The sequence below is a fragment of the Methylophilaceae bacterium genome (assembly GCA_018398995.1).
Classification (GTDB): Bacteria; Pseudomonadota; Gammaproteobacteria; order Burkholderiales; family Methylophilaceae.
The window spans coordinates 1,314,876-1,328,610 of record CP073759.1; the positions used below are offsets into that span (position 1 = coordinate 1,314,876).

Here is a 13,735-nt window from a genome sequence, read left to right on the forward strand (position 1 = left end):
TAATAAGTAAACGATACATCAAAAATATATATAACTTATTTAAATCAATTGCTTATATTATTTTTATTGATGTATTTTTTGGTCTCATGTTTAAGTGGGCTGGGTAAGGCGGAGAACAAACATGAATGAAAAAGAAAAAGATTAGTTTTTTCAATGCAATCACTACAGGAGCTTAATATGAATAATATCCTCGATTTTAACCAGCTTAATCTTAGCGCTGAGCAAGTTGATAGCCGTTTCGAGCGTGAATTTGGTGTTATGTGGTATCTGATGCGACCAACACCAAGGCCATGTTTTAATAAAACTTGTATGCAAAGTCTATTGCAACGACAAACTGCCTTACTTAATACACAAGGTCAGATTGCATATGAAGGTGCTTTGCATCAAGTTAATTATCTTGTTCTTGCTTCTCAAGATGAAGCGGTGTTTAACTTGGGTGGCGATTTGTCTATTTTTAAACAACTTATCTTGGCTAAAGACCGTGCTAGTTTGACCGAATATGCGGCTTTAAATCAAATGCAATGCAAATGCGCTTCTCATCTGCATTAAAGGGAATGGTGCGATGAAAAAGTGAAGAGGGAAAGAGCACAATATCACCAACGTTAGGTAGTAAACATCTAGTCGGAAAGTCTAGTTCACTTTTAGGTGGTTGAATAGGGTAATTGTCACCGTGAATGCCATATTCAAAGGCGCCTTCTACGCCTTCAGGGCTTGGCATAGATAAATATACAGCGCCACTAATCCAGCCAATTTCATGGATATGTGCAGTTAAGTGCCCGCCGCGTTGCATACTGACATACCACGAACTGGTGAACTCAAGTTCTTCTGGAAAGTCTTGAATGAGCGAGCAATTGGCATGTGCAAATTGATGTTTGTAATTGATGAACTCTTGCTTGATGAGCGCTGCCAGCTGTTTAAATGAATCCTCAGGGCGTTTAAATAAATTACCAGCGGATTGTTTGCCATGATGTAGCATACCTTGCACACGTTGAGCAATATCGGCAAACTCAATGTCATGTAGTAATTGTTTTCGTAAAGGACTATTCGGTTCAGCTAATGCTTGAATACTATTTTGATAGACGAAATCAAACCCATTTTTGCAAAAGTTATATCTATCTTCTTGATCAAAGTTAGTTGCATAATGGGTTGCTAATGTGGCGATAAATGGCGATGTGTGTCGGCTGTTATTAACAACATCGTCTAATAGGTATTTAAAATCATCAAAATACTCGCCTTTATAAAGTGAGTACATTTGACGCGCTTGCCAGTCATCAAGCTGAGAACGCTCAAAGTAACTGGCTGCTGCGCGATATTGCTTAGCCAGATAATAAAATTCGCCCATATTGTAATTAGCATTGGGATGATCAGGATTGCGTGATAATGCTTCCTGATAGTGCTTAACTGCAGCATCCATGTCGCCATGATCGCGTAGTGTTTCGCCTAGGTTGTTATAGGCATCGGTATAGTTAGGAAAAAGCGAGATGGCTTGTTGATAACTGGCAATAGCATCAGTTAGGTTGCCTTTATCGCGCAATGCTGTGCCTAAATTGAAGTAGCCGCGGGCATCTTGTGGGTTGATCTTTAGACCTTTTTGATAGCTAGTCACCGCCTCCTCTAAACGACCTAATCGCTGTAATACAGTGCCTAAGTTACCATACGCTTCAAAAAAATTTGGTTTGCGTTTAATCGCTTGTTGATAAGCATCGATGGCTTCTTCAAGTCGATTTTCATGGCTTAAGGCAATTCCTAAATTAAAGTACAAATCAGGTGAATTGGGTTGTAGCTTTATCGCATGCTGGTAACTACTGATAGAGGCTGCAAATTTCTGTTGCCCATCTAAAGCTAATGCTAGGATGTGATGTAATATAAAAGCGGATGGATACTGGACGATTAAGTTGTTTGCTGTTTGTTCAGCTAGCGCCAGTTGACCATTGTTTAGTTGTTGAATCAGGTCTTGAGTTGCTTGTTGACTAGGTTGTGCTGTGCTTGCCATAGTATTGATTGTATCGTACAGTTTTAGTTGGTTGGATTGTCATATTACTCAATATTCTGTTGCGTTAAAAGTCATTGTATCAGGCACTTGCGCTCTCCAGCCTTGCAGCCAATTGTTTCAACAGGCGCATGGCGATACTTGGATAATCTGTCAACATCGTATCAATATTTTCTGCATAGATAACAATAATATGCGCTTGTACAGAAGTTACAATGGCATTATTTGCAGTTGGATGTTGCGTCAAGATTGCCGTTTCACCAAAATATTGTCCCGGCCTGATTGTACGCAGTACAGTATGATCTATCGTCAAATCAACCGTACCTGATACTAAATAATAAAGATTGCGCTCTGTATTACCAATGCTAAATACACAGTCATTTGCTTGTAGCGTAATACCATAACGTTGCATCAGCGCTTCTATATAGTTTCGTTTGTCAGATGCCTCATCAAATAAGCCTTTGAGCAATAATACATCTTGTTTTCGTAGGGTAGCAATGAAGACTGAGCCCAATAAAAAAACTGCAAAGTTGACATATAGCCAAGTAATGGAAACAAACATATTTTTCATGCTGCCAAATACAGCGCCATAATTGGGATTAAGTGAGAAGAATAGCGTGAATGCCGGACGCATCAAAAGCCATAATAAAGCCGTTAATAACGCGCCCATTAAAATATGACGCATAATCACGCGCATCGGAAAAAACATCTTGTAGAACAATGCAATGAATAAGGTTGTCAATGATAGGGTGATGGCGTCACCGATAAAGCTAAGTGTCTTTTTTGGTAAGAGTTCTGCCAAAAATTGCACAATGCCTTCTACTACATAGCCTGCCGCAGTAAATGAAAAAAATAGCAACAAAATCCCGAGCACAGAAGCAATATCTGCAACTTTACTTTTAAAAAATGAAGGCTTCTCAGTGACAGATGAAATATGATAAAAAGAAGTGCGCATTGCCCGTGCAAGTGGCGTAATTGTCCAAAATAAAACAAATAGACCAAGTGCGCCCCAAGCGGCTTTGGTTGTTGAGGCGTTATACACTTCGGTCATAATTTTACCGCTAAAGTCTGGCATGATATTGCTGGTGAGTATAGCTAACTTGACAATTGCATAATCAGATGAAAACACAAGGCGGCTTAATAAGTAAAAAATGAGTAATACCATCGGAATAAGCGCAAATAAAGCATAAAACGATAGCGATGCAGATAGCCCAAGCACATTGTGTCTGCCAAAGCCCGCTAAGGTTTCGCGAAAAATAAACAAGAGTGTTGCGTATTCTTTTCTAGAGTAGGCGACAAGTGGTTTGCTAATGGCGGGATGCTTTGCAAATTTTTTGATACCTGCTTTGACGGCGCTTAATTTATTCAAGGTTATTCGCTTAATATTGGTTAATTAACCATTAATTTACAATGCTTTAAATTGTTCTGTGGCAGCAACGAGCGCGGAAGTAATGCCTGGTTCCATTGCAGAATGGCCCGCATCTTGCACAATAACATAGGTTGCATGTGGCATTGCCTGTGCAAGTAGCCAAGACGTGTATGGCGGGCACACCATATCATAACGCCCTTGTACAATCACTGTAGGGATGCTTGATAGCAAAGCAGCACGCTGTAATATCGCTTCACCATTAACGAAGCACAAATGACGAATATAATGAATTTGTACGCGAGCGCGTGCAATATCAGCAAGTTGTTCTGCAATTTGCTCCGATGCTGTCAGTTTGCTAGGCGTTGCTTTTGAAGCAATAGGATCGAGACGCATGATGCTGTTTTCGTAATTATTCCATGCAATCGCAGCGGGATGGCTAATCGCTCTATCTTCAGAGGCTATTCGTTTTTCAAAGGCAGTTAAGACATCCGCTTGTTCATCACTTGGTAAATAATCAACTAAGGTTTGCCATACTTCTGGATAAAAGTGTTTAATATCGCCCAGAAACCAATTTAATTCGGATTGTCGACTAAGAAAAATACCGCGCAATGTTAAAGAAATGACATGCTGGGGATGTTCGGTTGCATAAGCTAAAGCAAGTGTACTTCCCCATGAACCCCCAAATACATGCCAGCTGTCAATATTTAAATGTTGGCGCAACGCCTCTAAATCATTGACTAAATCAGTTGTGGTATTGTTCAAAAGCTCACCTTGCGGTCTACTTTTACCGCACCCACGCTGGTCTAGCAAGATGATGCGATAATGCGTTGGATCAAAAAAGCGCCGCTGGCTTTGGTTGCAACCGCTGCCAGGTCCTCCATGTAGAAAAACAACGGGTTTGCCAGTTGAATTGCCTGATTCTTCATAGTAAATTTCGTGCAAATCATCTATTTTTAGCCAACTCTTGTGATAACTATCTATTTCAGGATATAAATTGTAAGTGGATGGACACATTTTAAATTAACGCTTTCTATCTGATTTTATTAAGTATTTTATTTTACACGAATAATAATGAAATTTTTTTTGTTAAAATGTAAATAAATTGTAACCAAAGTGTTGCATTTATAATTTAATTGTTTTATATTGCAATCCTCACATGTTAAATGTGAAATAAAAGGTGCGGTAAAAATTTGAAGCCTTAGTGATTTTGTAGTTAAAACTAAAGCCTTAAATTTGAACAGTACTTCTTTAAACCCTTAGTAATTGACTTTGGAGAAAAACATGCAAGTAAATAAAATTAAGCTAGCTTTAGGCTTAGTAGCTGCAACAATGGCAATGCCAATGGTTGCTTCAGCTGCTGCTGACCAAGAAGCAGCTATTAAAAACGCTAACAACTGGGCGCATCCACGTGGAAATCACACGAATAACGGCTTTAGTGAATTAGCGCAAATCAACAAAGGTAACGTTAAAAACCTTAAAGCAGCTTGGACATTCGCTACTGGTGTAAACCGTGGTCACGAAGGTTCACCTGTTGTTGTTGGTAACATGATGTATGTACATACAGCATTCCCAAACAACGTATACGCACTTGATTTGAACGATAATCAAAAAATCGTATGGTCATACTTCCCAAAACAAGATCCATCAGTACAAGCTGTATTGTGCTGCGATAACGTATCACGTGGTCTTGGTTATGGTGATGGCAAAATCTACTTGCAACAAAATGACGGTAACTTAGTTGCTTTAGATGCTAAAACTGGTGCTAAACAATGGTCAACATTGGTTAACGATCCTAAAGTTGGTGCAACAAACACAAATGCTCCACACGTAATCAAAGACAAAATCATCACTGGTTGTTCTGGTGCTGAGTTTGGTGTACGTTGTTTCTTAGTTGCTTACAATGCTAAAGATGGTTCATTGGCATGGAAAGCATACTCAACAGGTCCTGACGCTGAAATGCTAATCGGTGATGACTTCAACTCTGCAAACCCACAATACAGTGCGTTGTCAGTATACAAAGACATCAACGGTGGTAACAAAGAAGGTGGTTCTTTTGAAGCACTTAAACTTGGCGAGATGAAAATCGGCGAAAAAGAACTTGGTACACGTACATGGTTGAAACCACAAGCAGTTAAAGATGGTTGGCAACATGGTGGTGGTTCTACATGGGGCTGGTGGCCATATGATGCACGTACAAACTTAGTTTACTACGGCACAGGTAACCCTTCAGTATGGAACCCAGATGTACGTCCAGGTGACAACAAATGGTCAATGACTATTTTTGCACGTGACCTAGACACAGGTATTGCTAAATGGGGCTATCAAATGACTCCACACGATGAGTGGGATTATGATGGTATTAACGAAGTAATCTTGTTCGACAAAGGTGGCAAAACATACGCTTGGCATCATGACCGTAACGGTTTTGCATATACATTCAACGCACACGATGGTTCATTAATCGCTGCTGAGAAAGTACATCCATTTGTTAACTGGGCAACACACGTTGACATGAAAACTGGTGTTCCACAAAAAGTGGCATCAGCTTCAACTCACCAAGACTACAACGCAAAAGGCATCTGCCCAGCTGCGTTAGGTACTAAAGATCAGCAGCCTGCTGCTTACTCACCTAAAACAGGTCTTGTTTATTCTCCACTAAACCACGTATGTATGACATACGAGCCAGTTGAGTCTAAATATGTTGCAGGTCAACCATGGGTTGGTGCTACATTGACTATGTTCCCAGGTCCAGACGGTGTAATGGGTGGTTTTGCTGCTTATAACCCAATGACCAACAAAAAAGTATGGTACAACAAAGAGAAATTCTCTGCTTGGAGTGGTGCTTTAACAACTGCTTCAAACTTAGTGTTCTACGGTACTCTTGATCGTTGGTTTAAAGCTTTAGATGCACAATCAGGTAAAGAACTATGGAAATTCCAAGTTGGTTCTGGTGTGATTGGTAATGCATTTACATATGGTCATAAAGGTAAACAGTACGTTGGTACACTATCAGGTATTGGTGGCTGGGCTGGCGTTGCGATGAACCTTGGCTTGACTACACCAACAGACGCACTTGGTGCTGCTGGTGGTTATGCTGAACTAGTGAAATACAACGCTGCTCCTGGTGGCGGTGCATTAACAGTGTTTAGTCTATAATTTATAGCTAAATTCAGTTTAGTATGAAGTAATAAAAACACCTCGCTTCGGCGAGGTGTTTGTTTTTTATAGCTGTGCTTCCTGCTAATTAATCTAGGTGCTATCACAAAAATATTACGTATAAAAAAAGTGGTACATCGTGAGTGATATAGGTTTAAATCGCAGTGCAGATATTCATGGTTTTAATTAAGGTAAGAACTTTTAGTGCTGGTTATACTCTATCTTTAGTTGGAAAGTATTAAAATTCATTCTTGAATCCAAAAGGAAATAAATAATGTTAAATAAATTAAAAAAGCTGGGCTTAGCAACAGTTTTTATGACGATTTCGAGTTTTAGTTATGCAGATGCAATTGATGAAATTCCACCGTTAAACCCAGATGAAGGAAGACCTGGTGAGCAGGCAAGAGTGCCAAGCTTAGATGAGTTTAGAGTATGTGCAGATCCAGATAACATGCCCTTTTCAAATAACAAACAAGAAGGATTTGAAGATAAGATTGCAGCAGTGCTTGCAGAAGATTTAGGACAGAAATTATCATTTATGTATGCATTCAACCGTTTTGGATTTTTAAGAAACACTATTAATGCAAGACGCTGTGATGTATTGATGGGTGTACCACCGGATTATGACCCAGTAAAAACCTCTAAACCTTATTATCGCACTGGCCATGTCTTTGTATGGCGTGAAGAAAGTGCTTATGACATTAATGGGTGGGATTCTCCGGACCTTAAAAAAGGATTAGTTGGAACAACAGATAAATCACCTACAACAGTTCCACTGAATGATAATGATATTATTGGCAACGCTAAGCCTTATCGAATTCAGCGTGATTTGAACAAAAAACCTAGTGAGATGATTGATGATCTTGCAAAAGGTGAAATTGATGTAGCAGTTGCGTGGGGACCAATTGGTGGTTATTTTGCAAAGCAATCTACAGTGCCAATGGTAGTAAGGCTTGCACCAGAATATGAGAAGGTCAATGCGCGTGGAAAAACCTACTGGAATATGTCAATTGGTGTACGTCATAGCGATAAAGAGCGTATGAAATTAATACAAGGCGCTTTAGATCGCAACCACGATAAAATCATGAAAATTTTGGCAGATTATGGCATTCCGACCGTGCCAGTTGTTGAAGATGACAATATTATGAAAACCTTTAAAGATAATAAAAAGAAACAGCTAAAGTCGGGTGACTAAGGCTTAAAACTTAGGTAAAATGTTGGGCTTATTTGAGTTATGCAAAATCAAAAGTTCTGTCAACCAAATAATTTATTGTTCGTTTAATGTTTGTACGTGGTTAATACGGTAAGTGTAAAAACTAACGACACTCATTTTGTTAAGTAGATACAGGGAGATCACATGTTAGGTAACAAAACATTGAAGTCAACTCTAATGGTTGGCTTGTTAACAATCGCAGGAATGTCAGTTTCTTTTCAAGCAAGTGCTGCTTGTAAATTAGTTTCAGTGATTGATGGTAGTCCGTTAAATATTAAAGTAACAGCTGAAGACTCAGAAGCAGCAAAAACATTTTTGGAAACATGTAAGAATCCATACAATGAAATTTTCGCAAAAGATCCTGAGAAACTTAAGAAGTTAGGTAAAAGAGCATATAACTATAATAACTGTACAGGTTGCCATGGTGGTAAATTAGAAGGTGTGATGGCGCCTGGTTTGAAAAAACAGCCAGTTGGTGGTCAAAGTCAATGGGACAACATGTGGGTTTATCCACAAAATGCAACAGATAAAGGTATGTTTGAAACAATTGCTGGCGGCACACCTGGTAAATCTGCAAAAGGTGCTATGTTTAAATGGCATAAGCAAGTTGAGGGCCATACCGGTGATGGTTTGACGACGGATGAGATATTACAAGCAATTGCTTACATTCGTACTCACTATGAAGGTACGGATGGTAAAACTTGGTTGAAATAACCTCTGCAATCTAGAGTAGATATTCAAAACGGTTACACATCAAGTGTGGCCGTTTTTTTTTGATAATTGACCAATAGCAGGTAAACTATGCTCTTTCATAGACATCGCTAATAACATCATTATTTAATCAATAGTAAGGAGTTAGGAATGAAAGAAGTTAAATTTGGTATTGCTCTATTGGCATTGGTAACCATATTAACGGGTTGTGGCGGTAAAGAAGATAGTGCTACAGAAAGCAATGCGGTTGCGGAAGCGGATGGTGCAGGTTGCAATCTCGTTTCAATGATTGATGGTAGCCCTTTGAACATTAAAGTAGCAGCCGAAGATTCAGAGGCTGCAAAAACATTTTTGCAAACGTGTAAAAATCCATACAATGAAATTTTCGCAAATGACCCTGAAAAATTAAAAAAACTTGGTCAGCGTGCTTACAATTATAATAACTGTACAGGATGCCACGGTGGTAAATTAGAAGGTGTGATGGCACCTGGACTGAAAAAGCAACCTCAAGGTGGTCAAAGTATATGGGATAACCAATGGGTTTACCCAGAAAATGCGACAGATAAAGGTATGTTTCAAACGATTGCAGCCGGAACTCCAGGTAAATCAGAAAAAGGTGTAATGTTTAAATGGCATAAGCAGATTCAAGGACATACTGGTGATGGTTTAACCACCGATGAAATATTACAAGCAATTGCTTATATTCGCACCCATTACGAAGGTACAGACGGCAAGCCATGGTTGGAATAATGCTGGGCGGCGCTTCTTAGACATGCGCTTAATTGACCAGTTTATATGATTAGCGATGACGCGCTTACCAACTAGATTTGTAAGCGCGTTTTTTTAGACGCAAGTTTTCAGAAGAGTGAATGAAATGACAGTGGAAAAAAAATTACATCATATTGTTATTGTGGGTGGTGGCGCAGGTGGGCTAGAACTCGCTACTCGCCTTGGCGATACTTTGGGTAAGAAAAAAAAGGCAGCAATTACTCTCATCGATAGTAGCCGCACTCATGTATGGAAGCCGTTATTACATGAAATTGCTGCGGGTAGTATGGATCCAGAAAAGCATGAACTTAATTACCTCGCCCAGGCACATTGGCATCATTTTAAGTTCCGTTTAGGGCGTATGAATGGTTTAGATAGAAAGAATAATGAAGTGCTACTTGGGCCATATCACGATGAGGATGGTTTTGAGGTTATTCCTGCAAGGGGTATTCATTACGATACATTAGTGATTGCTGTTGGAAGTACAACAAATGATTTCGGTATTAAAGGTGCACTAGAGCATTCAATTGCATTAGATACACAAGATCAAGCTGAGCGATTCCATCGTAAACTGCATAACTCATTAGTGAGAGCACAAACACAAACAACACCTATTGAAGAGGGGCAACTCAATGTTGCTATTGTAGGCGCTGGCGCAACGGGTGTTGAATTGGCTGCGGAGCTACATAATACAACGCGTGAATTAGCCGCCTATGGTTTAGATAATATCAATGCTGATAAAGATGTAAAGATAACAATCATTGAGGCGAGTGAACAAGTGTTGCCTGCATTACCTAAGCAGTTGGCTGACTCTGTTACATTGGAGCTTAATAAATTGGGTGTGCAAGTGAATACAGGTGAGCGAGTAACAGAGGTGACTGCAAAAGGCGTGCATACCCATAGTGGCCGCTTTATTCCATCAGCGCTGGTTGTTTGGGCTGCCGGTATTAAAGCACCCAATTTTCTTAAGCATATAGATGGATTAGAAACAAATAGTATTAATCAGTTAGTGGTTCAGCAAACGCTACAAACTACGTTAGACGAAAATATATTTGCATTTGGCGATTGTGCAGCTTGCCCATGGATTGGACATACGTCAAATGTACCGCCACGGGCGCAAGCTGCCCATCAACAAGCATCATTGCTGATAAAGACAATGAAACAAAGAGTAGCAGGCAAACATAAATTACCAACCTATAAATACAGAGACTATGGTTCCCTAGTTAATTTGGGGCGTTACACAACAGTCGGTAGTTTAATGGGTGCTATATCTGGGGGGTCTATGTATATAGAAGGTCTGATTGCACGTCTGATGTATCGATCACTCTATCAAATGCATTTGGTGGCATTACATGGATTCTTTTCGGTACTATTGCAATCGCTAGGAAGATTTATTTCACGAAGAACTGAGCCGCAGGTGAAGTTGCATTAGTTAGTCATCTTAGTATTGCGATAAACTCGGTTAATAATAGACATGCTAATAATAATAAATAGACCAAAAATTGCTATGATTGAGTTAATAGGAATATTGCTTTTTACCATCATTAAGTAAAGCCCAAGCATAATAAGTATACCAATATGCTCATTGAAATTTTGGACTGCAATAGAGTGGCCAGCGCCAATGAGTAAGTGACCTCTGTGTTGCAGTAATGCATTCAGGGGCACCACAAAAAAGCCACTCAATACGCCAATGATAAACAATAATATACCAGCAATCACCCAGTTAGTAATACACACCATTGCAATAACAAGTCCACCCATCACGATGCCTGCTGGTAATACTTTTACGGAATTTTCTAGGGTAATGTAACGCGATGCGATGATAGAACCAACCGCAATGCCGATAGCGACCATGGCAATAAGCTGCGTTGACTGTTCAATTGTAAAGTTTAAGATAATAGCGGCCCAAGATAGCACGACTAATCGCAGTGTTGCCCCGGCGCCCCAGAATAACGTTGTCACAGCCAAAGAAACTTGTCCTAGCGGATCTTTCCATAGCGTTCGAAAAGCATGTAAAAAATCCTGGATAATAAAGAATAAACGCTTTTGTTCTGGTTTGTGATCTATTGGTAGTTTTGGAATATAGTAATTAAAGACAGCGGCAGCTAAATATAAACCACCAATCATCCACATGCCTATTTGAAGATGATTAGTAGCTAGCATACCACCAAGAATAGCGCCAAAAATAATGGCTGTGACAGTTGAGCCTTCCATCCAGCCATTCGCTGCGACAAGTTGATTGCTAGGTAATAATTCAGTCAATATGCCATATTTGGCTGGTGAGTAAGCCGCAGCGCCGATACCGACAATACCATAAGCATAGAGAGGGGGCATGCCAAATATCATCGCCGCACAGCCAAAGACTTTAATCAGATTTGAGCAAAACATGACACTGCCTTTTGGGAAAGCATCGGCAATAGAACCAACAAAAGGAGCAAGTACAATATAAGAAATAACAAAAAACTGCTGTAGCAACGGGGTATGCCAGTCTGGGGCACTCAAGGTTGACAGGAGTGCAATGGCAGTAAATAACAATGCGTTGTCAGCAAGCGCCGATAAAAACTGTGCTATCAAGATAATATGAAACTGCTTATTCATCAAGCTAGACCAGTGATTGTTGTGAAAGCATCGTCTATTGGTTTTCTTTACAATACTTCCGCTGCAAAATCAGCTAGGCGAGAGCGTTCACCTCGGATTAGTGTCATATGGCCGTTGTGTGGCCAGTCCTTAAACCGATCCACTACGTAAGTGAGTCCAGAGCTACCTTCTGTCAAATATGGCGTATCAATCTGCTCAATATTACCCAGGCAGACAACTTTTGTTCCTGGCCCTGCGCGTGTAATCAGGGTTTTCATTTGTTTTGGTGTCAAGTTTTGCGCTTCATCAATAATCAGGAATTTATGTAAAAAAGTGCGTCCGCGCATAAAGTTAAGAGACTTTACTTTAATTCGAGTCCGAATCAGATCTTGGGTTGCCGCACGACCCCATTCACCAGCCTCTTCATCCGTCTTATTGAGAACATCTAAGTTATCCTCGAGAGCGCCCATCCAAGGCGCCATTTTTTCTTCTTCTGTACCAGGCAAGAATCCAATATCTTCACCAACTGGCACGGTAACGCGTGTCATAATAATTTCTGAATAGATTTTTTTATCTAAGGTTTGTGTAAGCGCGGCTGCTAATGTTAACAGTGTTTTTCCCGTGCCTGCTTGGCCAAGCAGCGTGACAAAGTCGATATCTGGATCCATGAGCAAATTAAGCGCAAAATTTTGCTCACGATTACGTGCAGTAATGCCCCATACATTGTGTTTAGATTGTGAGTGATCTTGAATGACTTGTAAAACGGCACTGTTATTCTCAATCTTACGGACGATGGAATGAAATGGTTTTTCATAGTCATAATAAATAAATTCATTCACCATAAAGCTGCTGACCAACGGGCCTGTAATGCGATAGTACATATTGCCAGAGTCTTGCCATGATTCCATATCTTTACTGTGATTTTCCCAAAAATCTTCTGGTAATTCTCTACTGCCAGAGTAAAGTAAGTCAGTATCTTCTAATACTTTATCGTTGAAGTAGTCTTCTGCCAGTAGCCCCATAGCGCGGGCTTTGATGCGGATATTAATATCTTTACTAACCAAAACAACTTCACGATTGGTCTGTTGTGTGTGTAGATTAAGGACAACGCTGATAATTTGATTGTCAGCTTTGCTACCAGCCAAACCGGGCAATTCTGTATTGATCTGATTAGTTTGAAGAAAGAGTCGTCCAGTGACATGTCGGTTGCCTTGGATAGCAAGCGGACAACCCTTAGCTAAATCAATTAAATCAGTGCCAACAATTTCTTCTAAATAACGACTTGCTTGCCGAGCATTACGTGCAACTTCCGTCAATCCTTTTTTATTGTTATCAAGCTCTTCAAGGGTGACCATTGGTAAAAAAATATCATGCTCTTCAAACCGAAACAGTGAGGATGGATCGTGCATCAATACATTGGTATCTAATACAAAGAGTTTTGTGGATGTCGAATTTTTTTTTGCCATAAGAGAAATGATTAAGTATAAATGGTTAAATGGATTGTATAAATGCCAAGACTTCTTCTACATGTCCGTTCACTTTTACTTTACGCCATTCTTTAATGAGGGTGCCGTTTTTATCGATAACAAAAGTGCTGCGCTCGATGCCACGAACTTGTTTGCCATACATGTTTTTCATTTTAATCACATCAAATAAATGACAGGCTTCTTCTTCTGCATCTGAAAGCAATTCAAATGGCAGGCTAAACTTAGCTTTGAAGTTTTCGTGTGATGGTAAGCTATCACGAGAAATGCCAACAATTTCTGTATTGGCCGCCTGAAAGGCAGAATAAAAATCTCTAAATTGCATGCCTTGTGTAGTGCAGCCAGGCGTAGCATCTTTGGGATAAAAATAGATGACTAGATTTTTACCTAAATAATTTGAGCGTTTAAATGTGTGATCGCTGGTTGCGGGAAGTTCGAAATCTGGAACAGTTTGATTAAGCATAAAT

At 39.8% G+C, this 13,735-nt stretch carries 12 protein-coding genes; 6 read left to right on the forward strand and 6 right to left on the reverse strand.

Annotation, left to right across the window (positions count from 1 at the left end):
* Nucleotides 1–177: 177 nt before the first annotated feature.
* The gene (locus tag KFB94_06825) at nucleotides 178–549 is read left to right on the forward strand and encodes a hypothetical protein (protein ID QVL45006.1); all 372 of its coding nucleotides are present in this window, start codon (nucleotides 178–180) and stop codon (nucleotides 547–549) included.
* Here the strand turns inward: KFB94_06825 and KFB94_06830 are convergent.
* The 3 genes from KFB94_06830 to pip form a co-directional block, all read right to left on the reverse strand.
* Nucleotides 485–1,993, reverse strand: coding sequence for a tetratricopeptide repeat protein (locus tag KFB94_06830; protein ID QVL45007.1), 1,509 nt, complete (start codon nucleotides 1,991–1,993; stop codon nucleotides 485–487). The genes KFB94_06825 and KFB94_06830 overlap by 65 nt on opposite strands.
* Before the next feature lie 79 nt (nucleotides 1,994–2,072).
* Nucleotides 2,073–3,365 (reverse strand): YihY family inner membrane protein, encoded by a 1,293-nt coding sequence (locus KFB94_06835; GenBank protein ID QVL46603.1) that lies wholly within the window; start codon nucleotides 3,363–3,365, stop codon nucleotides 2,073–2,075.
* A gap of 30 nt (nucleotides 3,366–3,395) precedes the next feature.
* Complete coding sequence (pip, locus tag KFB94_06840; GenBank protein ID QVL45008.1) at nucleotides 3,396–4,373, reverse strand: prolyl aminopeptidase; 978 nt, start codon at nucleotides 4,371–4,373, stop codon at nucleotides 3,396–3,398.
* A gap of 267 nt (nucleotides 4,374–4,640) precedes the next feature.
* On the opposite strand from pip, the gene KFB94_06845 reads away from it, so the two are divergent.
* The 5 genes from KFB94_06845 (at nucleotide 4,641) to KFB94_06865 (ending at nucleotide 10,639) form a co-directional block, all read left to right on the forward strand.
* Nucleotides 4,641–6,515 carry a methanol/ethanol family PQQ-dependent dehydrogenase gene (locus KFB94_06845; GenBank protein QVL45009.1) on the forward strand — a complete coding sequence of 625 codons (1,875 nt, stop codon included), beginning with the start codon at nucleotides 4,641–4,643 and terminating at the stop codon, nucleotides 6,513–6,515.
* Between the two features lie 274 nt (nucleotides 6,516–6,789).
* Nucleotides 6,790–7,710: a quinoprotein dehydrogenase-associated putative ABC transporter substrate-binding protein gene (locus KFB94_06850; GenBank protein ID QVL45010.1), complete on the forward strand. Its 921-nt coding sequence runs from the start codon at nucleotides 6,790–6,792 to the stop codon at nucleotides 7,708–7,710.
* Between the two features lie 162 nt (nucleotides 7,711–7,872).
* Complete coding sequence (locus KFB94_06855) at nucleotides 7,873–8,442, forward strand: c-type cytochrome (protein QVL45011.1); 570 nt, start codon at nucleotides 7,873–7,875, stop codon at nucleotides 8,440–8,442.
* A gap of 147 nt (nucleotides 8,443–8,589) precedes the next feature.
* A complete protein-coding gene (locus KFB94_06860; GenBank protein QVL45012.1) occupies nucleotides 8,590–9,189 on the forward strand; it encodes a c-type cytochrome in 600 nt (199 codons plus the stop codon).
* Nucleotides 9,190–9,313: 124 nt separating this feature from the next.
* Complete coding sequence (locus KFB94_06865; protein ID QVL45013.1) at nucleotides 9,314–10,639, forward strand: NAD(P)/FAD-dependent oxidoreductase; 1,326 nt, start codon at nucleotides 9,314–9,316, stop codon at nucleotides 10,637–10,639.
* On the opposite strand, the gene lplT is transcribed toward KFB94_06865, so the two are convergent.
* From lplT to KFB94_06880, 3 genes are read right to left on the reverse strand one after another with little or no spacing between them, the layout of a single operon-like run.
* Nucleotides 10,636–11,805, reverse strand: coding sequence for a lysophospholipid transporter LplT (gene lplT / locus KFB94_06870; protein ID QVL46604.1), 1,170 nt, complete (start codon nucleotides 11,803–11,805; stop codon nucleotides 10,636–10,638). The two genes, KFB94_06865 and lplT, sit on opposite strands and share 4 nt — an antisense overlap.
* 47 nt (nucleotides 11,806–11,852) lie before the next feature.
* Nucleotides 11,853–13,250, reverse strand: a complete 1,398-nt coding sequence (locus KFB94_06875; GenBank protein ID QVL45014.1) for a PhoH family protein — start codon at nucleotides 13,248–13,250, stop codon at nucleotides 11,853–11,855.
* 25 nt (nucleotides 13,251–13,275) lie between these two features.
* Nucleotides 13,276–13,731 (reverse strand): peroxiredoxin, encoded by a 456-nt coding sequence (locus KFB94_06880; GenBank protein QVL45015.1) that lies wholly within the window; start codon nucleotides 13,729–13,731, stop codon nucleotides 13,276–13,278.
* Between the last annotated feature and the right edge of the window lie 4 nt (nucleotides 13,732–13,735).

Excerpts from the sequence above, each read along its gene's own strand:
- KFB94_06825 (QVL45006.1), top strand. The coding sequence starts at position 178 with ATGAATAATATCCTCGATTTTAACCAGCTTAATCTTAGCGCTGAGCAA.
- KFB94_06830 (QVL45007.1), bottom strand. The coding sequence starts at position 1,993 with ATGGCAAGCACAGCACAACCTAGTCAACAAGCAACTCAAGACCTGATT.
- pip (QVL45008.1), bottom strand. The coding sequence starts at position 4,373 with ATGTGTCCATCCACTTACAATTTATATCCTGAAATAGATAGTTATCAC.
- KFB94_06845 (QVL45009.1), top strand. The coding sequence starts at position 4,641 with ATGCAAGTAAATAAAATTAAGCTAGCTTTAGGCTTAGTAGCTGCAACA.
- KFB94_06850 (QVL45010.1), top strand. The coding sequence starts at position 6,790 with ATGTTAAATAAATTAAAAAAGCTGGGCTTAGCAACAGTTTTTATGACG.
- KFB94_06855 (QVL45011.1), top strand. The coding sequence starts at position 7,873 with ATGTTAGGTAACAAAACATTGAAGTCAACTCTAATGGTTGGCTTGTTA.
- KFB94_06860 (QVL45012.1), top strand. The coding sequence starts at position 8,590 with ATGAAAGAAGTTAAATTTGGTATTGCTCTATTGGCATTGGTAACCATA.
- KFB94_06865 (QVL45013.1), top strand. The coding sequence starts at position 9,314 with ATGACAGTGGAAAAAAAATTACATCATATTGTTATTGTGGGTGGTGGC.
- lplT (QVL46604.1), bottom strand. The coding sequence starts at position 11,805 with ATGAATAAGCAGTTTCATATTATCTTGATAGCACAGTTTTTATCGGCG.
- KFB94_06875 (QVL45014.1), bottom strand. The coding sequence starts at position 13,250 with ATGGCAAAAAAAAATTCGACATCCACAAAACTCTTTGTATTAGATACC.
- KFB94_06880 (QVL45015.1), bottom strand. The coding sequence starts at position 13,731 with ATGCTTAATCAAACTGTTCCAGATTTCGAACTTCCCGCAACCAGCGAT.